We start from the raw sequence: 23,146 nt of genomic DNA, 5'->3' as shown, positions 1-23,146 counted from the left end.
AATATCGGTCAGTTCAACATATTTGGTCTTTGACACAGCGCTATACACGCACAGCCGTCGTGCTTGGGCGTCAGCTGGTTCTAGGGCCAAGCACAATAAGGCCGACGCCCACCAGGATTGTTAATACGCCCGCTAGATCCCAGCGATTTGGCTGTTGGCCCTCTACAAGCCACAGCCAGCAAAGAGCAACCGCTACATACACCCCGCCATAAGCTGCGTAGGTGCGTCCCGCCGCAGCCGGATGCAATGTCAGCAGCCATACAAACAGAGCCAGCGAAGCGGTTGCAGGTGCTAGCAAAAATACCGACCGTCCTTGTCTGATGACCAGCCAGGGAAGATAACAGCCAACAATTTCGGCCACAGCAGTCATTGTGAAGAGCGAGACCACTCTCAAAAAACTAAATGTGAGGTCCATAGTTCGGGATTGTGGTGTGGTTGTAGCGGCTTGTATCACTTCACAGGCGCGATGGACAGATTAAAACTCGCCTATCTGTTCCCATCGCTGTAAGAACAACATGCATTCTATAAGCTAACCATACCAAGTAAGGATTCATGCGCAAAATGCACGCAATCTGCATTGATGATCACAGTCCTGTGCAGTTTCCGATCGCCGTGATTTATCTCTGAAATATCCTCCTGTTTCAGGTTGACGTCAGGATCGCCAACAGCTAATCTACGTGCGAACGATTTCTATTCAGCAAAAATATCTGGTGGCTGTTCAGCCGCCTCGCCTCCCACTTACCAAGGATATGTCGATGAAATCTCTCGCTCTACGAGCTGCCGCCGTTGTCTTGGCGTCCACCTTTGCTGCCCCAGCGGCTTTGGCGGCACAAGAGGTCAATCTCTACACCACGCGAGAACCGGCTTTGATCCAGCCGTTGCTGGACGCTTTCACCAAAGACAGTGGAATAGAAGTCCGGACAATCTTCATCAAGTCTGGTTTGCTGGAACGCGTGCGCTCTGAAGGCGAACGATCCCCCGCCGATGTGCTCATGACTGTCGATATCGGGAATGTGCTGGATCTGGTTGGTGCCGGTGTGACCCAGCCCGTGCACTCAAAGGCCCTGGAGGAAGTCATACCGGCCAACCTGCGTGGCAAGGATGGCCAGTGGTTTACGCTTTCCCTGCGGGATCGAGTGCTTTACGCAGACAAAGACCTGCCGCTGACAACATTCACCTACGAAGAACTGGCTGATCCGAAATGGAAAGGCAAGGTTTGCATCCGCTCGGGGCAGCACCCTTACAATACCGCGCTGATCGCCGCAATGATTGCTCACAACGGGCCTCAGGCTACGGAGACCTGGCTTGAAGGTGTCAAGCAGAATCTCGCCCGCAAAGCGGCTGGGGGCGATCGTAACGTTGCGAGGGACATCCTGGGCGGCATCTGCGACATTGGTATCGCCAATGCATATTACGTCGGTCGGATGAAAAACGATAAACCCGGTTCAGAAGGTCGCGCCTGGGGGGATGCCATCAAAGTTGTACGCCCAACCTTTGCCAGCAGTGCTGATGGCGGCACCCATGTCAACATCAGTGGCGCTTCGCTCGCCAAGAACTCGCCTAACCGTGACAATGCGGTGCGCTTTCTGGAGTACCTCGTTTCGCCCGAAGCCCAGGCAATCTATGCCAATGCAAACTACGAGTACCCTGTGCGTGCCGGCGTAAAGGTAGACCCTGTCATGGCCGCATTGGGGCCTCTGAAGGCTGACTCGCTGGATCTGGTTGAAATTGCCAAGCATCGCAAACAGGCAAGCGAGCTGGTGGATAAAGTCGGCTTCGACAACTAAGGTTTCATAATTGCGCGCGCCGAATCGGATCCATGGGTTCGATTCGGCCCAAGTATTTTTATATGGCGAGAGTCCTTTGGGCCAGCGCATTTCCAACCCCCTTCTGCCCTATGCTCTTGCCTGAATGAAAATCCACAACCTTCGCTATTCTCGGGCGGTCCGAGGCTCATGGGCTCCATCTGGAGCCATTCTCATTAGCCTGGCTGTCATTACCCCCATCCTTGCCTTGGCTTGGCATGCCCTGGGGAGCGATCTGGATCATTGGCAGCATCTGGCGGGCACGGTGATGCCAGCTGCTTTGCGCGATACAGTGATTTTACTGGCTGGAGTTGGTCTGGTGGTCAGCCTGCTGGGTGTCGGGAGCGCCTGGCTGGTCACCGCGTATGATTTTCCGGGCCGCTCGATACTTGCCTGGGCTTTGTTGCTCCCACTGGCTGTGCCAACATATATCATGGCCTATGCCTACCTGGATCTCTTGCATCCGATCGGGCCGGTGCAATCCATGCTGCGGGCCTGGTTGGGATATGCCAGCCCGCGCGAGTTCAGGTTGCCGGACATACGTAATATGATCGGCGCTATCCTGGTGCTGGGCTTTGTGCTTTATCCGTATGTATATCTCACCATGCGGTCCATGTTTCTTACGCAGGCATCCAATCTGCTTGAGGCCGCCCGGACATTGGGCGCGCACAAGGCAGAGGTGTTTCGGCGCGTTGTATTGCCGCTTGCCAGGCCAGCTTGGGCCATTGGGCTGAGCCTGGCCCTGCTGGAGACACTCAATGACATTGGCGCCTCAGAATTCCTTGGTGTGCAGACCCTGACTGTCTCGGTTTATACGTCGTGGACGACACGATCAGATCTGGCCGCGGCTGCGCAAATTGCGCTCACCATGCTGCTCATCGTTGTTGGGCTTATTCTCATGGAACGGAAAGGACGTGCGCGTCAGCGCTTTGCCAGTGCCCAGCGCATGCAGCCAATGCGCGCACGGGTATTGCGTGGTACGCCTGCCACTGTTGCGCTTTTGCTTGGTCTGTTACCGATTTTGGTGGGCTTCGTATTTCCAGCCGCCTACCTGGTCGCCGAAGTTGTGCAGCGGTTTCATGAAGGACACGGGATATCCGATGCGCTAAGCCGCAGTCTTTCCAGTACTGTTATGCTCGCTGCGCTGGCGATGGTGGTCACGGTTGCAGCGGGCCTGATGGTTGCCTGGGCAAGCCGCATGCTTCGTGAGGGTGCCTGGCGCCAACCCGCAAGATCAATGGCGCGTGTCGCCAGCCTGGGTTACGCGGTGCCGGGCACCGTCCTGGCGATTGGCTTATTGACTCCGGTGATGCTGATTGAACAGACACTGGGCGAGCTGATAGGCGGCCAGGGCCTGTTTCTCATGGGGTCTGCCGGGCTGCTGGTCATCGCCTATACCATCCGGTTTCTCGCGATCCCGGTTGGCGCGATAGAGGCTGGTCTGACGCGAGTGCCCGTTTCATTGGAACACGCGGCCAGAACTTTAGGAGCCAGCCCCGCCAAGGCCTTGTGGTGTATCCACCTGCCGTTGTTGCGCCCCGCCCTGGCGGCCAGCGCGTTGTTGGTTTTTGTTGAGGTCATGAAAGAATTGCCGGCCACGTTATTATTGCGTCCGTTTGATTTCGACACATTGGCCACGTGGCTATACGCGGAGGCTTCTCGCGGGAGCTACGAAGAAGGCGCGGTCGCGGCGCTGGCCATCGTGCTTGCCGGCTTGTTGCCTGTGATCCTTCTCGCCCGAACCAATCTTTCCTACGGACATCAGAAGTAATGAGTTCAATTCAATCTCCCGCTTTAACGGGACATGTCAGCGGTGAGGATGCGTTTCTGGATCTGTCACACGTTAAAATTGCTTACGAGACACCTGATGGGCCGGTCACGGTAATCCGTGATTTTTCTCTTTCTCTTGAACGAGGTAGCGTTGGGTGCCTGTTAGGCCCGTCAGGTTGCGGAAAATCGACAGTTCTCAGGGCAATTGCTGGATTCGAGCCTGTTATCGGTGGCGTTTTGTCACTGGGTAATAGAACCTTATCGTCTCCAACCATGCATGTTGCGCCGGAAGATCGGCATATTGGCCTGATGTTTCAGGATTACGCCTTGTTTCCGCATTTAACGATAAACGAAAATATTGGCTTTGGCGTGCGCGGAGTTTCTCGCACTGAGCGTATGACGCGTGTTCAGGAGATGCTGGAGATCGTGCACCTTGCGGATATAGGCAATCGCTATCCGCACGAGCTTTCAGGGGGGCAGCAACAGCGTGTGGCATTGGCCAGGGCACTGGCGCCCTCACCCGAACTGCTCCTGCTGGACGAGCCGTTCTCCAATCTGGATGTCAATACCCGCACCCATCTTGCCAGCGAAGTGCGCGACATCATCAAGACAACAAACCGAACCGCCATTGTGGTGACGCATAACCAAGACGAAGCGTTCGCCATAGCGGATCAGATCGGCGTGATGTGCGATGGCTGTTTGGAACAATGGGCGGTTCCATCCTCCCTGCGTCTCAAGCCCGCCTCGGATTCTGTGGGCCGCTTCCTGACTGATGCCATGAGGCACTCGCAGGCCGGCTAGTCTGCGTATTCTCCATACGCTGTGGCAGTGTCCTTATCCACCATGATCGAGCGGCATAAGGTGCCGGGCTGATACCATGGTGGTATTCACACAGTACGGAGAAGATCAATCACTAGGCCCGAAGTGGAAAGGTGCTTGATTGGTGAGCTTAAAGTATTAATTTAAGTTTGTTTAATATATATTTGATTAATAACGATATTTATAATCGAATGAAACTTGCCACCTGGAACGTCAATTCGCTTAACGTCCGTCTGGGCCATGTGCTCGACTGGTTGCATGCCAACCCGGTGGATGCCCTCTGTCTGCAAGAGCTGAAATTGCCAGACGAGCGCTTCCCCGATGCTGCGTTACGGGTGGCGGGCTATCACGCCTGCTGGGCCGGGCAAAAGACATATAACGGTGTGGCTATCATTAGCAGGACACCGCCTCTGGATGTGCAACGCAATATCCCTGGTTACGAAGACCCGCAACAACGGATCATCGCCGCCACCATAACGGATACCCAGGGCCAGGCGGTGCGTGTCATCAGTGCCTATTGCCCTAATGGGCAGTCGGTGGGCAGCGATAAATATGCGTACAAGCTGGATTGGTATCAGGCGCTGCATGCCTGGTTAGGTGATGAAATCAGTCAGCATACTGATCTGGCCATTTTAGGTGACTACAACGTGGCACCGGCAGATGCAGACGTGCACGACCCAAAAGCCTGGGAGGGCAATGTGCTGGTATCAGAGCCCGAACGCCAAGCGTTTCAACGCTTGCTGGATCTGGGCCTGAAGGATACTTTTCGCCTGTTTGATCAGCCGCCCAAGATATTCAGCTGGTGGGATTATCGGATGATGTCGTTTCGGCGAAATGCAGGTGTGCGTATCGATCACATCCTGGCAAGCCCCGATCTTGCCAGCCGCTGCCTCGAGTGCGTGGTTGATAAAATACCGCGTGGATGGGAAAAGCCCTCCGATCACGCGCCTGTTGTGGCGCAATTCAAAATATAATGCGGGGATATTCCGCGTTTTTGCTTCCCTCATGCCCCTAGACAGCCAATTGATCGCGCGCATAGATCGCGGCGCGATTCTCGACATCACCCTCGAAAACCTGCCCTTTCGTGTATATGTAGCCCAGCGGCCAGCCGATGTACAGCAGGTGGCCGATATTGTGCCCGCCCAACAGTTTCAGGGCGAGGGAGACGTCCATGTGGCCGCTGTCAACGATACCGACGACGTCGCTAGTCAGATTCAGGATGTGCTGTTCAACCTGAATCCCGGCGATGCCATCGTATTTCTGTGTACCAGTGCCCAGGCTTATGCGGATACCTTAGCCGAGTTTGGTCAATCGCCAGATACGCCGGCGGTATCATGACAACATCGTCCCCTTCACAATCCGCAGATATGTCTCCCAAGCACGCCGGAAATATCTTCATGGTGGTGGCACCCAGCGGCGCCGGTAAGTCCAGCCTGGTCAACGCTCTGCTGGCACAGGATGACACCTTATCGCTGTCTATTTCGTGCACCACCCGCCCCCCACGTCCCGGAGAAGAAGATAAAAAGCACTACCGTTTTGTGTCAGTGGATACTTTCCAGGCCATGCGCGAACGCGGTGACATGCTCGAATGGGCAGAGGTGCACGGCAATTTTTACGGCACACCACGCGATCGGGTGGCTCAGGCCATCACGGCCGGACAAGACATCATTCTCGAGATCGATTGGCAAGGCGCACGGCAAGTTCGGCAGCATTACCCACAGGCTATCGGCGTCTTTATTCTGCCGCCCTCCATCGAGGCGCTCGAGACGCGCCTGAACAAACGCGGCCAGGATGCCCCGCAGGTGATTGCCCGCCGTCTGCTTGCTGCAGGAGGCGAGATGGCGCATGCATCCGACTGCGAATATGTTATTATTAATCAAGACTTTAGCCTGGCTTCACGGCAGCTTCAGGCAGTTGTGCTAGCGGCCCGGTTACGATATACCGCACAATCCGTTCGCCACGCTGATCTGTTTATGCAACTGGGCATACGTAAACCTCTCAACAACGCTAGCTAATCAGGACACTCATGGCCCGTATCACCGTCGAAGATTGCCTTCAGCAAATCCCCAACCGCTTTGACCTCACCCTGGCGGCCACTTATCGTGCCCGCGAGCTTGCCCAAGGTCACGAAGCCCGCATCGAAAGCCATAATAAACCTACGGTTACCGCCCTGCGTGAAATCGCACAAGGCCAGGTTGGCACCGAGATGCTGCGCAAGGTTCCCACCTGATCTAAACGCAAAGGGGGGTATTCAATGGCGTTTTCTGGCATACGCGGTGCATCGTCCGGGCTTCTGGCGGTGCTGCGCAAAGGGCCCAGGCTACGCAGAAGAAAACCCCACGCTGCCCCCGCCTCCATTCCTGCGGCGGCACCCAGCCCTATCGCCTCGCTGGCGGGGCTGCAACAAATTATCTCTGTATACCTGGCACCGCGTGATATCGAGCGCGTGCGTGAAGCCTACCGGTTTGCAGACAATGCACATCTGGGGCAGTTTCGCGAAAGCGGAGAGCCCTACATCTCGCATCCCATAGCCGTCACTGAAATCTGCGCAGGCTGGAAGCTCGATGCAGATTCCCTGATGGCTGCCTTGCTGCACGATGTCATCGAAGATCAGGGCGTTGCCAAGCAAGAGCTCGCCGAAAAATTTGGCCCGGATGTTGCTGATATCGTGGATGGCCTCACCAAGCTTGAGCGCCTCGAATACGCCACCAAGGCCGAGCAGCAGGCAGAGTCCTTTCGTAAGATGCTACTGGCCATGGCGCGCGACGTACGCGTCATTCTCATCAAGCTGGCGGATCGCCTGCATAACATGCGCACGCTGGATGCCGTGCCATCTGAGAAGCGCCGCCGGGTAGCCCGCGAAACCCTGGACATCTACACCCCCATCGCCCATCGTCTGGGCCTGAACGCCCTGTTTCGCGAACTCCAGGACCGCTGCTTCAAGGCCATTTACCCCAACCGCTACGATGTGCTGTACAAGGCCATGATGGCCGCCCGTGGCAATCGTCGGGAAGTCATCACCAAAATCGCAGAAGCTGTACGGGCGGCACTGCCGGCAACCGGCCTGGACGCAGAAGTCAGTGGCCGGGAAAAATCCTTGTACGGCATCTACAAGAAGATGGTCGAGCAGAAAAAATCGTTTTCTGATGTGCTCGATATCTACGGGTTTCGGGTGGTTGTGCACACGCTGCCCGAGTGCTACCTGGCCCTGGGCACACTGCATCAGTTATACCGTCCCGTACCAGGAAAATTCAAGGATTACATTGCCATTCCAAAGATCAATGGCTATCAATCCTTGCACACTACCCTGATTGGCCCCTATGGCACGCCGGTCGAGTTTCAGTTTCGTACACGGGACATGGATCACGTGGCCGAAGAAGGTGTTGCCTCTCACTGGCTTTATAAAGAACAAGGCACCTCACTGAACGATTTGCAAAAACGCACGCACCAGTGGCTGCAATCGTTACTGGATATCCAGAACCAAACGGGTGATTCCGGCGAATTTCTCGAACACGTCAAGGTTGATCTGTTTCCGGATGCCGTTTATGTGTTTACACCCCAAGGAAAAATCCTTTCTTTGCCGCGTGGGGCTACACCCGTCGATTTTGCATACGCCATCCACACCGATGTCGGCAATCACGCGGTGGCCTGCAAGATCAATGGCGATTTTTCTCCACTACGCACCGAGTTGCACAGCGGGGACGCTGTAGAGATCATGACTTCGTCGGCCTCGCGCCCCAGTGCGCAATGGCTTAATTATGTCCGTACCGGGCGGGCACGCTCCGAGATTCGCCACTATCTGCGCACTGAACGTTATGAAGAATCCATCGCGTTTGGGCGGCGCTTGCTCAATCAAGCGTTTGATCAGCTAGGGATCACCTACCCAGCCGATACGGATCCCCAGTGGGATCGTCTGGCCAAAGGCTCGGGCGGCGCCTCGCGCACCGAGATTTTGGCGGATATTGGCTTGGGTAAACGCTTGGCCGCTGTGGTGGCACGCCGTTTCGCCCCCGAAAACGCCATGCTCGAAACCACGGCCATGGCGGTAGATGAGTTCAATGCCGTCTCCGGGGCACCAATCGTTATCCACGGCAACGAAGGGCAAGCTGTACAGCTGGCGCCGTGTTGTGGCCCATTGCCGGGCGATGCCATTATTGGTGGTATCCGCCTTGGACACGGATTGGTGGTGCATATGGCTGATTGTCCTGTTGCCTTGCGCCAGCAAGCAAAAGAACCCGAACGCTGGATCCCGGTAGTATGGGATGTCACCACTGCGCGGCACCTGACGACCCGCCTGGACATCACTGTGCTTAATGAGCGTGGCGTACTGGGCCGCCTGGCGGCTGAGATCACCGAGGCAGACTCCAATATCACGCAGCTCAGCATGCCTGACGAAGCGGCTGCCACAGCATTACTGCATGTCACCGTGCAGGTCGACAGTCGCAAGCACCTGGCTCAGGTCATCCGGGCAATCCGGCATGTACCTCAGGTGCAAAAGATTGTTCGTGCCAAGGGATAGTTGCTTGGGGTAGAAAACCCCAAGCGGTCGATCCGCCCGTGTCTGTGAAGACGCCAGGCGGATGAGTAATGCTTAGTTGCTGCCGCTGTCGCCGTTCTGGATCAGGGCCTTGCCTTCTTCGGTGATTTTTACATTAAGCGCTTTACGCAAATCAACCATCAGGGCTTGTTGCTCAATCTCACCCCATACGCGCCCCAGCTGGGCAGCCAGGCCGTCCAGAGCGGGCTTGTCGGTGGTGCCGGGTTTAACCGCATCCACCTGAACAATCGCGTAGGCATCCGGCAGTGTAACCCCGCCAAACGCCGGCAATTTATCTTGCGATACAGAAAATGCGGTATCCAGCACAGATTTGCCAAGGCCCGCAGAATCCAGACGGCTGATGGTGATGGCATCCTGGAAGCCTTCTGCAGAGCCGGTATCAGCTTGCAATGCCGATAAGGCCTTTTTGCCTTCGGCAACCGCCGCCGCCTGTGCCTGCTGGTTGGTTAGTTGTGTGCGGATATGATCTTTAACCTTATCCAGTTCGGGCACATGCGAAGGGGTGACTTGCTTGACGCGCACCACCACCATGGTATCCGGTGAAATTTCTATCACCCCCGAGTTTTGTTTGTCGCCAAGCACCTGGCGGCTAAATAGTGCCTGGCGCACCCGAACATCGCCCAGAACAGCCGCATCATCACTGGCTGTGGCCGAACCGGGGCCGGCTTCGTCCTTGCTTAGCAGGCGATCACGTGCAATACCAGTGGCAGAACGCAGTTGCAAGCCCAGCTCTTTGGCGGCAGGCTCGAGGCTGGTGGGATTGTCGTACACCAGGCTGGTGAGCTTGGTGGCCATATCGGCAAAGCGGTCGGCCGCCAACTGACGGCGCACTTCGGTCTCTACCTTGCTGCGCGCTTCGTCAAAGGTTTCGCCTTTTTCGGGTTCAACCTGGTTGGCCATAAAGATGTGATAACCATCCGGCCCTTTGACGGGCTCGGAGATCTCACCCTGCTTGAGTGCGAAGACTGCCTGCTCCATGGCCAGGGGCAAAGTGCCGCGCTGAATCCAACCGAGTTTGCCGCCATCACGGGCGGTTCCTGCGTCCTGAGACTCTTTGCGGGCAAGCTCGGCAAACTGGCTGGGGTCGGCCTTGGCACGCTGGCTGATGTCTTCGGCGCGGCTGAGCGCAGCCTTGCTGGCTTCATCCGAAGCACCTGCCGGCAGCTTTACAAGGATATGGCTGACGTTGTAGCGCGCCGGGACAACGTAACGTGCCTTGTTTTGCTCGTAGTAGTCTTTCAGCTGTGTATCGGAGACGCTGGCCACGCTGGCCACGGCAGCCGCTTCATCCAGCACGATATAGCTGGCAGTCACTTGCTCCGGCAAACGGAGATCGTCTTGATGCTTGTCGTACCAGGCCTGAATATCTTCGGCAGAAATCTGCACCGACTGCTCGTGATCCTTGGCCAGAAACACTTTAAGGCGCACGGTGCGCTCTTCAGTGAGGGCTTGCTTGATGGAATCGAGCACAGGTGCAGGCAAGGCTGCGGTGTCGCGTACAGGCCCCAGGACAGTATCCAGGGCCAGTTCGGCACGCTGGCTGTCTTCGAAGTCGCGCGGGCTCATGCCGATAGACGCCAGTACTTCGTGGTAGCGGTCCGCGGAAAACTGTCCATCCACCTGCACCTGCGGCATGGCGGCAATTGCGCGACGCAACGCATTATCGGACACACTGAAGTGTTCATCAGTGGCCAGCACGATTTGAACCTTGCGATTGATCAACTGATCCAATAGCGCCTGGCGGGATTCTGGATTGTCCAGCAAGGCCGGATCAAAGCGACCCTGGCTGCTTTCTTGCATCTGCTGCAACTGATTGCGTTGCGCCTGGGTGAATTCCTGCTTGGTAACTGATAATTTGCCGATTTCCGCAATGGCAGTATCGGCGGTTACAAACGAATATCCGCTGATGCCAAGAAATACAAACGAAGGCACCACTAGGATCAGAAGGATCAACTGCATCAAACGCTGGTGCGTGCGAATAAAATCGAACATGGGCGAAGGTCCTGCTGAGTAGGGCTGGCATCCAAACCAGGCACTTGAAACAAAAAAGGCGATCACAATCGCCCCTGCCGGCTGGTCGAACCGACAGCCGTAAATGCCACGCAGTTTAACACCGTGAGGCACGGGCATGCTGAGCCGCCCTGCAAACCGTTAAAATGGAGCTCATTTTCCCCGAGGCGCCTTTTGGCGTAGCTTCTTCATGACCGCTCACTCTGTTTGGCCCTGGCCCCGTCTGATTGCCCATCGGGGTGGTGGCCGTCTCGCACCCGAAAACACGCTGGCGGCAATGCGCACGGGCCATGCCTGGGGCTACCGGATGGTTGAATACGATGTGAAGCTCAGCGAAGATGGGGTGTTGTTCCTGTTGCACGATGATCGCATCGATCGTACTTCCAGTGGTACGGGCCTGGCTTCCGAACTCAGCTGGAAAGCGCTGTCCGAGCATGATTTTGGTGCCTGGTACGACGCGGGCTTCGCTGGCGAGCCTGCCTCTACCCTCAGTGCCGTGGCGCGCTACACCCAGGCGCAGGGGATCCACAGCAATATCGAGATCAAGCCGACCACCGGCCATGAGCATCAAACGGGCCTGGCAGTAGCTGCCGCGGCACGTACCTTGTGGGCACAAGCTGCGCTTCCCCCTTTGTTGTCTTCTTTTTCAGAAGTTGCCCTCGAGGCCGCTCGTACGGCGGCCCCGGATTTGCCGCGTGCCCTGCTCATCGAGGGGCCTGTCCCCACCGACTGGCGAGCCCGTCAACTGAGGCTGGGCTGTATAGGTGTCAATATTGATGCTACTTATGCCGAGCCGGCTGTGATACAAGAGATTCTCGGCCAAGGTGCCACCCTGGCAATCTGGACGGTAAATGATGTCGCCCAGGCCAGGCAATTGCTGCAATCGGGGTGTCACGCAATTTTTACCGATCAGCTGGCGCAGATACGCCCGGCCGATTTCGGCCAAACCCCTTAAAGGCAGCGGATGTTCAGCTATCGACACGCGTTTCATGCCGGCAATCATGCCGACGTTCTCAAACACACCATTTTGGTGCAGATACTCGAATATCTGAACCAAAAAGACACGCCGTACTGGGTGATCGATACCCACGCCGGGGCGGGACTATATGCGCTGGATGGCGAATGGGCCGGCCAAAGTGGCGAGGTCAGTGATGGCCTGGATCGCTTGCTGGGTGCACCAGACGCGCCTGAGATGGTGCAACACTATCTGGAAGCCGTGCAAGCGTTCAACCCAGACGGTGTGGCTAATGTGTATCCCGGCTCACCCAGCCTGGCCTTGCAGGCGATGCGCTTGCAGGATCGCTTGCGGCTGTTTGAATTGCACCCCACCGAGGGGCAGGTACTCGAAGACACCTTGCGCAAGCGCATGCGCGCCTCCCCACGGCAAGTGGCAGTGGCGCGTGAAGATGGCTTTCAGGGCCTGAAGCGCCTGCTGCCACCACCTTCGAGGCGCGGGCTGGTGTTGATAGACCCATCTTACGAAGACAAACAGGATTACCGGGCTACCTTGCAGGCAGTGCGAGACGGCCTGCAGCGTTTTGCGACGGGCTGCTTTGCAGTGTGGTATCCGCTGGTACAGCGGGTGCAGGCTCACGAGATGGTGCGCTCTTTAGAGCGACTGCCGGGCAACTGGCTAAATGCCAGCCTGACCGTACACAAGCCCTCGGCCGATGGGCTGGGCTTGCACGGCAGTGGCATGTTTGTTGTTAACCCGCCCTGGACGCTTCAAGCTGGTCTTGAAGCGTCCCTGCCCTGGTTAAAGAACATCCTGGCACAGGATGATCAGGCCCGGTTCAGCCTTGTACACAGTGGCCAGATGCCTACGCCAGACGCAGTGGGACATCGGCCTTCTATGCGTCAGAAGCGCTCGCCATCGCGCAAGTAGCGCCATTGCCCGACGGGCAGGTCGCCCAACACCACCTGCCCCATGCGTACACGCTTCAGCCCCACCACCTTCAGGCCCACTTGCTCGCACATGCGGCGTATCTGCCGCTTGCGGCCCTCGTGTAGCGTGAAATGCAGCTGGTCTTCGTTTTGCCAATGAACCTTTGCCGGACGCAGGGCATGCCCATCCAGCATCAGGCCGTGGTTCAGCAAGGCCAGGCCGTTACTCGATAAGCGGCCTGAGACGCGTACCAGATATTCTTTTTCAAGCGAGGAATCGTCCCCGATCAGCTGGCGAGCGATCCGGCCGTCCTGGGTGAGCACCAGCAGGCCTTGAGAATCGATATCCAGCCGCCCTGCGGGGGCAAGCCCGCGGACATGGCTAGGCTCAAAGACTTTCCGGCCGCGGCCGGCGTGATATTGCGTGTCGGCCCTTATCAGGGAGACCGCCAGCCGATAGCCCTGATCCGCCTGATGGGAGACGTAGCCCACGGGCTTGTTCAGGATGACGGTGATTTTGTCGGTTTGCTGTTTGGCCGCTTGGCGCTCCAGCGTGATCTTGGCATTGGGCAGGGCCTTAGTGCCAAGTTCTTGCACGATCTGGCCATTGACACGCACCCAGCCGTGCTCGATATAGGCATCTGCTTCACGGCGCGAACACAAGCCACGCTGGGCCATCAGCTTGGAAATGCGGACGGGTTCCATCAAAGTGCCTCAACCCCTGTTTCACCCGTACGGATCCGGATGGCTTGCTCGACAGGCGTGACAAAAATTTTGCCATCACCAATTTTGCCGGTGCGAGCCGCCCGAATAATGGCATCGATCACGCCCTCGACCTGATCTTGGGCAACCACGACGTCGATACGAATCTTGGGCAAAAAGTCCACGACGTACTCGGCGCCGCGATAGAGCTCGGTATGTCCTTTTTGCCGGCCAAAGCCTTTTACTTCGGTGACGGTCAGGCCGTTGACGTTGAGATCGGACAGGGCTTCGCGAACCTCGTCGAGTTTGAACGGCTTGACGATCGCTGTGATCTGCTTCATATCGGGCTGCGCCATGGTTTCGGAGTTCCGCTTAAAAGCTTTTAATATAGCGCAGGTCTGTGTCCTCTATAATTTCAGCACTATGCCCAATACCACGTCTCCCCACAATCAGTTCGATAACAAATCCCAAGCCTGGTCCGCGCGCTTCTCAGAGCCTGTGTCCGATCTGGTCAAGCGCTATACCGGTTCGGTCAATTTCGACCAGCGTATGGCAGTCTTTGATATTCAGGGCTCTCTAGCCCATGCCGATATGCTGGCTGCCGTTGGTGTGATCAGTGCCGCCGACCTCGCCGACATCCAGCGAGGCATGGCGCAGATCCTGCAAGAAATCCAGAATCACCAGCTGCAATGGTCGCTCGATCTCGAGGACGTTCACCTCAACATCGAAAAACGCCTGGTCGAACTCATCGGAGATGCAGGTAAACGCTTGCACACGGGCCGTTCGCGTAATGATCAGGTAGCCACGGATATCCGCCTTTGGCTGCGAGATCAGATTGATCAGGCGCTGGATCTGCTTCAACAGCTGCGTCAACGGCTGGCTTCACTGGCGCTCGAGCACGCAGATACCATTTTGCCGGGTTTTACCCATTTGCAAGTGGCTCAGCCGGTTACCTTTGGGCATCATCTGCTGGCCTATGCCGAGATGTTTGGCCGTGATGCCGAGCGCCTGACCGACTGCCGACGACGAACCAATCGCCTGCCCCTGGGCGCTGCCGCCTTGGCGGGCACCAGCTATCCCATCGATCGTGAACGTGTCGCCCGTACCCTCGGGTTTGATGACGTCTGCCGCAATTCTCTGGATGCAGTGTCCGATCGCGATTTCGCCATCGAGTTCTGTTCGGCATCCGCACTCATCATGATGCACATCTCGCGCCTGTCTGAAGAACTCGTCTTGTGGATGAGCCCCCGAGTGGGTTTCATTGTGTTGGCCGACCGCTTCTGTACCGGCAGCTCGATCATGCCGCAAAAGAAAAACCCCGATGTGCCCGAACTGGCTCGCGGTAAAACCGGCCGTGTATATGGCCATCTGATGGCCTTGTTTACTCTGATGAAGGGCCAGCCGCTAGCCTATAACAAGGACAATCAGGAAGACAAAGAGGGTCTGTTTGATACGGCAGACACGGTTCGCGACACGCTGACAATCTTTGTGGACATGATGAGTGGCGTGCAGGTCAAGGCCGACAACATGCGTGCAGCCGCCCTGCAGGGCTATGCGACGGCCACCGATCTGGCAGATTATCTGGTCAAACGTGGGGTGCCTTTCAGGGATGCCCACGAAACCGTGGCGCTAGCCGTACGTTCTTGCGAACAACGCGGCTGCGATCTGGCTGATCTTTCATTGGCCGAGCTTCAGGGCTTTCACGCGTCCATCGGTGACGACGTCTTTGAAGTGCTGACGCTGGAAGGCTCCGTGGCGGCTCGCAAGCACATCGGTGGCACTGCCCCCGAGCGTGTCCGCATCGAGGCGCAGCGTATTCTGGATGGCAAAGGCCAGGCCCTGCCGGATTGATGGCCCGATTGATTTAAGGCTCAAAAACTGCAATCGACTCTACATGCGCTGTATGTGGAAACATATTGACGGCGCCGGCGGCAGCCAGCCGCCAGCCGCCCTGATGGTGCAGGATGCCGGCATCGCGAGCCAGCGTGGCCGGATTGCATGACACATACACCACCCGGCGCGGCCGCTCGGACGGCGTCAGGGTGGCCAGGGCTTCCACCAGTGCCATGGCACCCTCGCGCGGTGGGTCTATCAGCATTGCGTCAAAGTGGCCAAGCCCGCGCAGCCAGTTGTCGTCCACCTCAAAAAGGTTGAGCTCGGTAAACCGGGCGCGGTTTTCCAGGCCTTGTCGCGCTGCGTCCTGGCGGGCGCGTGCCACCAGGGTTGAGCTGCCTTCGATACCCAGAACCTCACGCACCTGCGTGGCGAGAGGCAAGCTGAAGTTACCCAGCCCGCAAAACAAATCGGCTACCCGATCAGTGGGCTGAAGTTGCAACAAGGCCAAGGCACGGGAGATCAGGGCCTGATTGATGGCAGGGTTAACCTGCGTGAAATCGGCGGGGCGATAGTGCATACGTAAACCGTACGCTGGCAACGCATAGGCCAGTGCATCGATATCATCCGGGTTTAATGGATGGGCGGTTTCGGGCCCCTTGGGCTGCAGCCACCAGATAATATTGTGTTTGATCGCAAACTGGTGCAAGTGCGCAATATCGCTGTCGGTCAGGGCCTCCATATGGCGCAGGCACAGCACCGTGGCCTCGTCGCCCACAGCCACTTCGATTTGAGGGATACGATCGGGGCGAGACAAACCTTGCACCAGGCTGCGTAGTGGCATCAACAGCTGGGAGACGTGCGGGGGCAATACCCGGCATTCGCGCATGTCTGCGACGTAGCTGCGGCCACGCTCGCGAAATCCCACCAGTACGCCGCCTTTCTTGGCGACGTAACGCACCGACAAACGGGCACGGTAGCGGTAGCCCCAAGCAGGCCCTTGCAGGGCAGGCAGGATCTGCTGGGGCTTCACCTTGCCGATGTGCTGCAGTGCGTCTTCGAGGGCGCGCTGTTTGATGGCCAATTGCGCAGCAGGCTCGAGGTGTTGCACGGCACAACCACCGCACACGCCAAAGTGCGGGCATGGCGGCGTGGTTCTTTGAGAAGACGGCCGCAGCACGCGCTCGATGCGGGCCTTGTCAAACGAAGGCTTGCGTCGGGTGATGCGTGCCAGTACTCGCTCGGAAGGCAACGCGCCCTCAACAAAGACAACTTTGCCCTCGTGGTGGGCAATCCCTCGCCCTTCAAGATCCAACGATTCGATCTCAAGGGGATACAAAATAGCGTCAGGCATATGTCCAGGCAGACAGAAATTCTTTCCAGTGGGGCGCATCCAGCGCAGTCAAGGTGTCGCGCACCAGTTGCAACTCGGCTTCGTAGGACTGAGTATCGAGCTCGCCTTTGATCAGCCGGTAACGGCAGTACACCAGCCAGGTATTCACGACATCAGTTTCGCAGTAGTTGCGCACGTGCTCGCGCTCGCCCGCATGCCACGCTTGCCAGACTTGCCCGCCATCCATATCCAGCTTGCCGGGAAACCCGCACAGCTTGGCCAGCTGATCCAATGGCGCATTGGCGCGACCGTTGAACTTGGCCAGTACATCCATGAGATCAACATGGCGGGTGTGGTAGCGATTAAGGTAGTTGTTGAACCGGAAATCGCGATCGTCTTCTCCGGTATCCCAATAGCGTGGGGCTGCAACACCGTGAATCAGGCTGCGATAGTGCAACACCGGCAGATCAAAGCCCGAGCCATTCCAACTGATCAGCGTAGGCGTGTAATGCCCAATTGTCTTGAAAAAGCCGGATATCAGGGTGGCCTCGGAGTCGTCTGCCTGCCCGATGGTGCGCACCCGGAACCCGGTGTCGTCACGAAACGCACAACCCACCACCGCCACTTGCTGCAGATGCAGCGGCAAAAAATCGTTGCCGTGGGTTTCCCGGCGTTCGGCCAGGGCGGTTTCGATCAGCTCTGCGTCTGGCAGGCTTGCCCACTGTGGATTAAGCCGACGCAGCCCCTGAGCATCCGGGATGGTTTCGAGATCGAAGACCAGTGCTGGAATCATCGTGGTGGCAGGTAGGACAGCGGATTGACCGGTTTACCCCGACGTCGAATTTCGAAGTGCAGCCGTGGTGAAGTGGTGTCGGTTTGGCCTACAGTAGCGATTTTTGCGCCTTTCTTGACGGTTTCGCCCGTTTTGACCAGCAGTGTCTGATTGTGTGCGTATGCGGTAATGAAACCATTGCTGTGACCCAGCAAAATCAGGTTGCCAAGCCCGCGCACACCATTACCGGCATACATCACTTTGCCACTGGCTGCAGCCACGACGGGGGCGCCAATGGCGCCTTCGATATCGATACCCTTGGTGTTGTCGTTGAAGCCCGAGATGATCTTACCGGTTGCCGGCCACCCCCAGGTGACAACATTGGCGTCGCTGGCACGGGATGGCGAGGCATCCACTGGCGCTGCAGCCTGGGTAGGACTAGACTCAACCGTTTGCGTTTGCACAGGCGTAGCCACCGGCGTGGCGCTACTGGGCTTGGGAGTATTGCCATCCAGGCGCAGTACCTGACCGATGGCCAGCTGGCTGGGGTCGGAGATATTGTTAAGTGATGCCAGACGGGAGACTTCCATGCCGTGTGCCTGGGCGATTTTGTATAAGGTGTCACCTGCCCTAACCACGTAAGTGCCTTTTGCCGTTGCCGCTGCGCTGGGGGTAACACTGGAGTGATCTGCTACCGGCGCACGTTGTGACCGTGATGCGCAGCCCGACAACAGGGCTGCAGAGAACAAAACTGCCCACACCAGCACGCGCCCGGTGCGTGGCGATTGGGTGAACGGAGCATCTGTCACCAGCGTCCCATCGAGCATATGGATCTCCTACTTAGGTCTGCGTCCCTGGACGCAGCGGTACAAATCGAACATCTTCGAGCTCTACTCGGTGCCACGAAGCGGGCCCCGTGCGCTCGAAAAGAATAAGCCTTTGGTTTGCCGCACCTTCAGGGGCGATCAATCGCGCCCCCACTGCCAGTTGATGCAGCAGGATCTCAGGGATTTTAACCCCCGCCGCAGCAACGACAATGCCATCAAAGGGGGCCCGGTGTTCCAGGCCCTGCATTCCATCCCCAAATGATAACCGCACACGGTTGCGCAAACGTCCGTGCGAGAGATTGAGCCGTGCCTGATCGTACAGGCCGCGGATGCGTTCGACTGTGTAGACTTCGGGGACGAACTGAGCCAGCACCGCTGCCTGGTATCCGCAGCCAGCACCAATCTCCAGTATTTTCTGAGGGTTACGGCCTTCGCTCATCATGGCCAGCATGTAGGCCACAACCCAGGGCTGCGAGATGGTTTGCCCGTATCCGATCGGCAGCGCGGCATCTTCGTAGGCACGACTGGCTAAACCTTGATCCACAAAATCATGTCTTGCAACACCTTGCATCGCTGCCAGGATCCGCTCGTCGCTGATTCCCTGCTCACGCAGCCGGCGCACCATTTGTGTTCTCAGGCGATCAGAATTAAGCCCCAGATTGCTTGTTGCCACCGGTTTATTGCCGGGCAAGACACGTGCTGACGCGGGGCCGGCCGGCCCGGTTGGCCCCAAAATCCGCGTATTGCTGTTGGCCACCGAGTATCCCGGGCCCAGCGTGGCACTGCGTACCGGGCTGCGCCGGGTTTGCGCGGCTGGGTTGGAAGGAGAGCGTGATTTAGTCATGCGCTTGCATCCAGTGGGCCACTGCCTGTACCTGCGTGTGATCACTGAGATCCAGCCGCAAGGGGGTGAGAGACACGGCACGATCCTGGATTGCACCAAAATCCGTATCTTCACCTCCATCCAGCGGTTGGCCCACAGGCCCAATCCAGTAAACAGATTCACCGTATGGCGTGGTGCTGCGGATCACGGGCTCGGAGGGATGCCGGCGCCCGAGCCGCGTAGGCCGAAAACCCGATAGCTGGCTATAGGGCAAAGCAGGAATATTGACGTTAAGCAGCAGCGGCTGTTGCCAGGGTTGCTCTTTAAATCGCTTGATCAGTTCGTGGGCAACCTGGGTAGCCGTATCCAGATGCCGCCAGTCGCGCTCTACCAGCGAAAATGCGATGGATGGCACACCAAAGAGAAACCCCTCGGATGCAGCCGCCACGGTACCCGAATACAAGGTGTCTTCACCCAGGTTGGCACCATTGTTGATGCCCGATACCAATAGATCCGGCTGGAAATCCAACAGGCCCGTGAGCGCAATATGCACGCAATCCGACGGAGTGCCGTTAATGAAATAAAAGCCGTTGGCCGCTTGTCGCACCGATAAGGGGCGGCGCAGCGAGAGCGAATTGGAGGCCCCGCTGCAGTTGGTTTCGGGCGCCACCACCACTGTCTCGCCAAATGGGCGTACGGTCTCTACCAGGGCCTCGATCCCTGCCGCGTTGTAGCCATCATCGTTGGTAACTAAAATCCGCATGGGTTTTTATTTCCTGCCTGCAACCAGATGGTGCGAATTGTACTCGGGGATATCCCCCGAACGGATGGCGAATATAACCCGGCAGCTATAGAATGGCCCCCATTCTCATTTTCAACACAGCAGAGCCCTGCCCACCATGATTCAACTTTACTTTTTTGCCGGCATTATTCTCGCTCTGCTCATTGGCTATCTGATGGGGTCAGTCTCCTTCGCCGTGGTGGTCAGCCATCTGCTGGGTCTGCGCGACCCCCGCAGCTTTGGCTCTGGCAACCCCGGCGCCACCAACGTGCTGCGAGGCGGCAACAAACTGGCTGCGCTGCTTACCTTGCTGGGGGATGCAGCCAAGGGCTGGGCCGCAGTGGTCCTGGCTGCGTGGGCGGTCGGCCGCGGGTGGCTGCCTGATGCCGCACTGCCGCTGGCCGGCCTGGGTGCTTTCCTGGGGCATGTATATCCGGTGTTTTTGCGCTTTCGGGGCGGTAAAGGGGTGGCCACGGCGCTGGGCGTACTGCTGGCCCTGCAACCGTGGTTGGCGCTGGCGACTGCACTTACCTGGATGATTGTGGCGGTCGTCACCCGCTATTCATCTCTGGCGGCCATCATTGCGGCGATCTTCGCACCGTTTTATTACATATTGGGCGGCGGCGTTGCCTGGCGCATGGACGCACTGACGGCCTCGGTGGTTGTGGTGATCAGTGGGCTGTTGCTGGCCCGCCACCGCGATAATATCGTGCGCCTGATGGCCGGCAAAGAAAGCCGTATTGGTGCCAAGAAAAAATAAGCTAAGTAGCTGGTACGCAGACATCCTGCAGATCCCATCGGGGACGCACGGCAAAGCCGGCCTCTTGCACGGCTGATAGATCCACCAAACCGGCCCGTACCCGCAGTGCGGCAGCCCAGGCAATCATGGCGCCGTTGTCTGTGCACAAATGCATGGGCGGGAAAAACACCTGCCCATCCATTTTGGACAAGGCCGCCTGCAAATGTGCCCGTAAATGACGGTTGGCACCCACACCGCCGGCCACCACCAGGGTTTTAAGCCCAGTCTGCTTCAGGGCTTGCAAGGACTTTGCTGCCAATACATCCACGATTGCAGTTTCGGTGGCGGCGGCCAGATTAGCTCGTTGCCGGATGTCAGTATCCCCATCGGTGGCCTGTAATTTGCGCATCTGCGTCATTACGGCCGTTTTAAGGCCACTGAAGCTGAAATCGAGATCAGCGCTGTGCAACATTGGACGAGGCAGCGTAAACGCGCGTGGGTCGCCTTGCTGTGCCAGACGCGAGAGCTCTGGGCCGCCCGGGTAGCCCAGGCCCAACAGCTTGGCACTTTTATCGAATGCCTCTCCGGCTGCGTCATCCAATGTTTCGCCCAACAGCTGATAGCGCCCAACGCCATCCACTCGCATCAACTGTGTGTGGCCGCCCGACACCAGCAAGGCCACAAACGGAAAGGCAGGTACTTCAGCGGCCATCAAGGGTGACAGCAAATGCCCCTCAAGGTGGTGAATGGCAATGGCCGGCAGGCTCTGCGCCCACGCAAATGAGCGTGCAAAACTTGCACCAACCAACAGTGCGCCAGCCAGGCCTGGCCCGGCGGTGTAAGCCACTGCGTTAAGTTCGTCTGGTTTGACGCGTGCCTGCTGCAGCACTTCTCGCGTTAGGGGCACAATACGCCGAATGTGATCACGCGAAGCGAGTTCGGGTACGACACCGCCATACTCGCGGTGCATGGCAATCTGACTGTAAAGCGCATGTGCCAGCAGGCCACGTTGCGTGCAGGCAATGGCCACGCCGGTTTCGTCGCAAGAACTTTCAAATCCGATGATCAACATAGGCCGCCAGTGTACAGCGGTTCACAAAACCGAATCACCGGCTATAGAATGGCGTCGTTACACACAATATTCAGGTGTTACACCTGCTACTCGAGGGGACTTCATCATGTTCGAAAAGCTGTTTAAGCTTCAGGAACACGGCACCACAGCCCGTACCGAAATTCTGGCCGGCCTAACCACGTTTTTAACGATGTCCTACATCGTGTTTGTGAACCCCGACATCCTGTCCAGCACAGGGATGGATAAGGGTTCTGTGTTTGTCGCCACATGCGTGGCCGCAGCACTGGGCTGCTTGATTATGGCTTTTGTGGCTAATTGGCCTATCGGTATGGCACCAGGGATGGGCTTAAATGCGTTTTTTGCATTTACTGTAGTTGCCCAGATGGGGTACTCGTGGCAGCAGGCATTGGGCGCCGTGTTTATCTCCGGCGTGGTGTTTGTGATCCTTACCGTCACCGGGGCCAGAGAATGGCTGGTAGCGGGGATACCGGCATCATTAAGAGCAGCCATCGCAGCCGGGATAGGCTTATTTTTAGGGATTATTGCCCTGAAAACAGCCGGTATCGTGGTGCCTAACCCGGCCACCATGGTGGGCCTTGGAGACCTTACCCACACCAGCACCCTGTTTGCCATTCTGGGGTTTTTCATCATCGCAGCACTGGGTGCGCTCAAGGTACGCGGGGCCATCCTGATCGGGATTCTGGCAATCACCCTGCTCTCCATCGTTACGGGGCTTAGCCAGTACCAAGGGATTTTTTCTGCACCGCCCAGCCTGGATCCTACCTTCTTCCAACTGGATGTGATGGGAGTGCTGAACACAGGGTTCTTTCATATTATTCTTGTGTTCGTGTTGGTTGAAGTCTTTGACGCCACGGGCACCATGATCGGCATTGCCACTCGGGCGGGTCTCATCAAGCCCAACAATCCAGGTCGCTTGGGGCGTGCCCTGCTGTCTGATAGCTGCGCCATTGTGGCCGGATCTTTCCTGGGTACCAGTAGCACCACGGCGTACATCGAAAGCGCCTCCGGTGTGCAGGCAGGTGGCCGTACCGGCATGACCGCGCTGGTCATCGGGATCCTGTTTTTGCTGGCGCTGTTTTTATCGCCACTGGCCGCTGTTGTTCCAGCCTATGCCACCGCACCCGCACTGCTGTATGTGGCCTGCCTGATGTTGCGCGAGCTGGTTGACGTGCAATGGGATGACATCACCGAATCCGTGCCTGCAGCCATTGCTGCAGTGGCCATGCCGCTTACCTACTCCATTGCCAATGGTCTGGCATTTGGTTTCATCAGCTATGTCGTCATCAAGGCGTTGTCGGGTCGCTTCCGCGACATTCACCCCGCCACCTTGCTGGTTGCCATTTTGTTTGTCATCAAATACGCCTTGTTTCCAGGTTAAGGCCGACAGGCCTTGCAGG

23 protein-coding genes are annotated in these 23,146 nt (G+C 57.5%); 13 read left to right on the top strand and 10 right to left on the bottom strand.

Translation table 11 applies throughout. The features are described 5' to 3' along the window. Positions 1 to 70 precede the first annotated feature (70 nt). A complete protein-coding gene (locus WA928_RS03910) occupies positions 71 to 415 on the bottom strand; it encodes a YnfA family protein (RefSeq protein ID WP_424299845.1) in 345 nt (114 codons plus the stop codon). A gap of 334 nt (positions 416 to 749) precedes the next feature. Between WA928_RS03910 and WA928_RS03905 the strand changes: the two genes are divergently transcribed. The 8 genes from WA928_RS03905 to WA928_RS03870 all read left to right on the top strand — a co-directional run bounded on the left by WA928_RS03905 (position 750) and on the right by WA928_RS03870 (position 8,913). After that, positions 750 to 1,787 (top strand): Fe(3+) ABC transporter substrate-binding protein, encoded by a 1,038-nt coding sequence (locus WA928_RS03905; protein ID WP_424301097.1) that lies wholly within the window; start codon positions 750 to 752, stop codon positions 1,785 to 1,787. A 124-nt stretch (positions 1,788 to 1,911) separates the two neighbouring features. After that, positions 1,912 to 3,576 carry an ABC transporter permease gene (locus WA928_RS03900; RefSeq protein WP_424299842.1) on the top strand — a complete coding sequence of 555 codons (1,665 nt, stop codon included), beginning with the start codon at positions 1,912 to 1,914 and terminating at the stop codon, positions 3,574 to 3,576. Beyond that, a complete protein-coding gene (locus WA928_RS03895) occupies positions 3,576 to 4,376 on the top strand; it encodes an ABC transporter ATP-binding protein (protein ID WP_424299839.1) in 801 nt (266 codons plus the stop codon). Before WA928_RS03900 ends, WA928_RS03895 begins: the two co-directional genes overlap by 1 nt. A 209-nt stretch (positions 4,377 to 4,585) precedes the next feature. Continuing rightward, entirely contained in the window at positions 4,586 to 5,368 is a 783-nt protein-coding gene (gene xth / locus WA928_RS03890; RefSeq protein WP_424299836.1) for an exodeoxyribonuclease III, read from the top strand. Positions 5,369 to 5,399: 31 nt separating this feature from the next. Beyond that, positions 5,400 to 5,732 (top strand): hypothetical protein, encoded by a 333-nt coding sequence (locus tag WA928_RS03885; protein WP_424299833.1) that lies wholly within the window; start codon positions 5,400 to 5,402, stop codon positions 5,730 to 5,732. Further along, positions 5,729 to 6,409, top strand: coding sequence for a guanylate kinase (gmk, locus tag WA928_RS03880; protein WP_424299830.1), 681 nt, complete (start codon positions 5,729 to 5,731; stop codon positions 6,407 to 6,409). The genes WA928_RS03885 and gmk overlap by 4 nt, the downstream gene beginning before the upstream one ends. Before the next feature lie 11 nt (positions 6,410 to 6,420). Next, on the top strand, positions 6,421 to 6,624 hold the full coding sequence (gene rpoZ, locus WA928_RS03875) for a DNA-directed RNA polymerase subunit omega (protein WP_350382954.1): 204 nt from the start codon (positions 6,421 to 6,423) through the stop codon (positions 6,622 to 6,624). A 24-nt stretch (positions 6,625 to 6,648) separates the two neighbouring features. Further along, positions 6,649 to 8,913, top strand: a complete 2,265-nt coding sequence (locus WA928_RS03870; RefSeq protein WP_424299825.1) for a RelA/SpoT family protein — start codon at positions 6,649 to 6,651, stop codon at positions 8,911 to 8,913. Positions 8,914 to 8,985: 72 nt separating this feature from the next. Here WA928_RS03870 and WA928_RS03865 read toward each other — a convergent pair whose 3' ends face one another. Next, the gene (locus WA928_RS03865) at positions 8,986 to 10,944 is read right to left on the bottom strand and encodes a SurA N-terminal domain-containing protein (protein WP_424299822.1); all 1,959 of its coding nucleotides are present in this window, start codon (positions 10,942 to 10,944) and stop codon (positions 8,986 to 8,988) included. Between the two features lie 208 nt (positions 10,945 to 11,152). On the opposite strand from WA928_RS03865, the gene ugpQ reads away from it, so the two are divergent. Next, complete coding sequence (gene ugpQ, locus WA928_RS03860) at positions 11,153 to 11,917, top strand: glycerophosphodiester phosphodiesterase (protein ID WP_424299819.1); 765 nt, start codon at positions 11,153 to 11,155, stop codon at positions 11,915 to 11,917. A 9-nt stretch (positions 11,918 to 11,926) separates the two neighbouring features. After that, the gene (locus WA928_RS03855) at positions 11,927 to 12,847 is read left to right on the top strand and encodes a 23S rRNA (adenine(2030)-N(6))-methyltransferase RlmJ (RefSeq protein ID WP_424299816.1); all 921 of its coding nucleotides are present in this window, start codon (positions 11,927 to 11,929) and stop codon (positions 12,845 to 12,847) included. Here WA928_RS03855 and WA928_RS03850 read toward each other — a convergent pair. Then, on the bottom strand, positions 12,820 to 13,551 hold the full coding sequence (locus WA928_RS03850; protein WP_424299813.1) for a pseudouridine synthase: 732 nt from the start codon (positions 13,549 to 13,551) through the stop codon (positions 12,820 to 12,822). The genes WA928_RS03855 and WA928_RS03850 overlap by 28 nt on opposite strands. Beyond that, positions 13,551 to 13,889, bottom strand: coding sequence for a P-II family nitrogen regulator (locus tag WA928_RS03845; RefSeq protein ID WP_424301094.1), 339 nt, complete (start codon positions 13,887 to 13,889; stop codon positions 13,551 to 13,553). Before WA928_RS03845 ends, WA928_RS03850 begins: the two co-directional genes overlap by 1 nt. An 82-nt stretch (positions 13,890 to 13,971) precedes the next feature. Here WA928_RS03845 and argH point away from each other — a divergent pair, with 82 nt between their 5' ends. Then, positions 13,972 to 15,399, top strand: coding sequence for an argininosuccinate lyase (argH, locus tag WA928_RS03840; protein ID WP_424299810.1), 1,428 nt, complete (start codon positions 13,972 to 13,974; stop codon positions 15,397 to 15,399). A gap of 13 nt (positions 15,400 to 15,412) precedes the next feature. Here argH and rlmD read toward each other — a convergent pair whose 3' ends face one another. From rlmD to surE, 5 genes are read right to left on the bottom strand one after another with little or no spacing between them, the layout of a single operon-like run. Then, positions 15,413 to 16,735, bottom strand: a complete 1,323-nt coding sequence (gene rlmD, locus WA928_RS03835; protein WP_424299807.1) for a 23S rRNA (uracil(1939)-C(5))-methyltransferase RlmD — start codon at positions 16,733 to 16,735, stop codon at positions 15,413 to 15,415. Beyond that, on the bottom strand, positions 16,728 to 17,507 hold the full coding sequence (locus WA928_RS03830; RefSeq protein WP_417250831.1) for a 3'-5' exonuclease: 780 nt from the start codon (positions 17,505 to 17,507) through the stop codon (positions 16,728 to 16,730). The genes rlmD and WA928_RS03830 overlap by 8 nt, the downstream gene beginning before the upstream one ends. Beyond that, positions 17,504 to 18,313 (bottom strand): peptidoglycan DD-metalloendopeptidase family protein, encoded by an 810-nt coding sequence (locus WA928_RS03825; protein WP_417250830.1) that lies wholly within the window; start codon positions 18,311 to 18,313, stop codon positions 17,504 to 17,506. Before WA928_RS03825 ends, WA928_RS03830 begins: the two co-directional genes overlap by 4 nt. A gap of 13 nt (positions 18,314 to 18,326) precedes the next feature. Beyond that, a complete protein-coding gene (locus WA928_RS03820; RefSeq protein ID WP_417250829.1) occupies positions 18,327 to 19,157 on the bottom strand; it encodes a protein-L-isoaspartate(D-aspartate) O-methyltransferase in 831 nt (276 codons plus the stop codon). Then, entirely contained in the window at positions 19,150 to 19,899 is a 750-nt protein-coding gene (gene surE, locus WA928_RS03815) for a 5'/3'-nucleotidase SurE (RefSeq protein ID WP_350382974.1), read from the bottom strand. The genes WA928_RS03820 and surE overlap by 8 nt, the downstream gene beginning before the upstream one ends. A 136-nt stretch (positions 19,900 to 20,035) precedes the next feature. Between surE and plsY the strand changes: the two genes are divergently transcribed. Beyond that, entirely contained in the window at positions 20,036 to 20,677 is a 642-nt protein-coding gene (gene plsY, locus WA928_RS03810; protein WP_424299802.1) for a glycerol-3-phosphate 1-O-acyltransferase PlsY, read from the top strand. 1 nt (position 20,678) lies between these two features. Here plsY and tsaD read toward each other — a convergent pair whose 3' ends face one another. After that, on the bottom strand, positions 20,679 to 21,728 hold the full coding sequence (gene tsaD, locus WA928_RS03805) for a tRNA (adenosine(37)-N6)-threonylcarbamoyltransferase complex transferase subunit TsaD (protein WP_424299799.1): 1,050 nt from the start codon (positions 21,726 to 21,728) through the stop codon (positions 20,679 to 20,681). 106 nt (positions 21,729 to 21,834) lie between these two features. Here tsaD and WA928_RS03800 point away from each other — a divergent pair, with 106 nt between their 5' ends. Beyond that, positions 21,835 to 23,127 (top strand): NCS2 family permease, encoded by a 1,293-nt coding sequence (locus tag WA928_RS03800; RefSeq protein WP_424299796.1) that lies wholly within the window; start codon positions 21,835 to 21,837, stop codon positions 23,125 to 23,127. Positions 23,128 to 23,146 lie beyond the last annotated feature (19 nt).

This window comes from Castellaniella sp. (assembly GCF_049651205.1).
In the GTDB taxonomy this organism is placed as follows: Bacteria; Pseudomonadota; Gammaproteobacteria; order Burkholderiales; family Burkholderiaceae_B; genus Castellaniella.
This window is presented reverse-complemented; position numbering and strand designations above follow the sequence as displayed.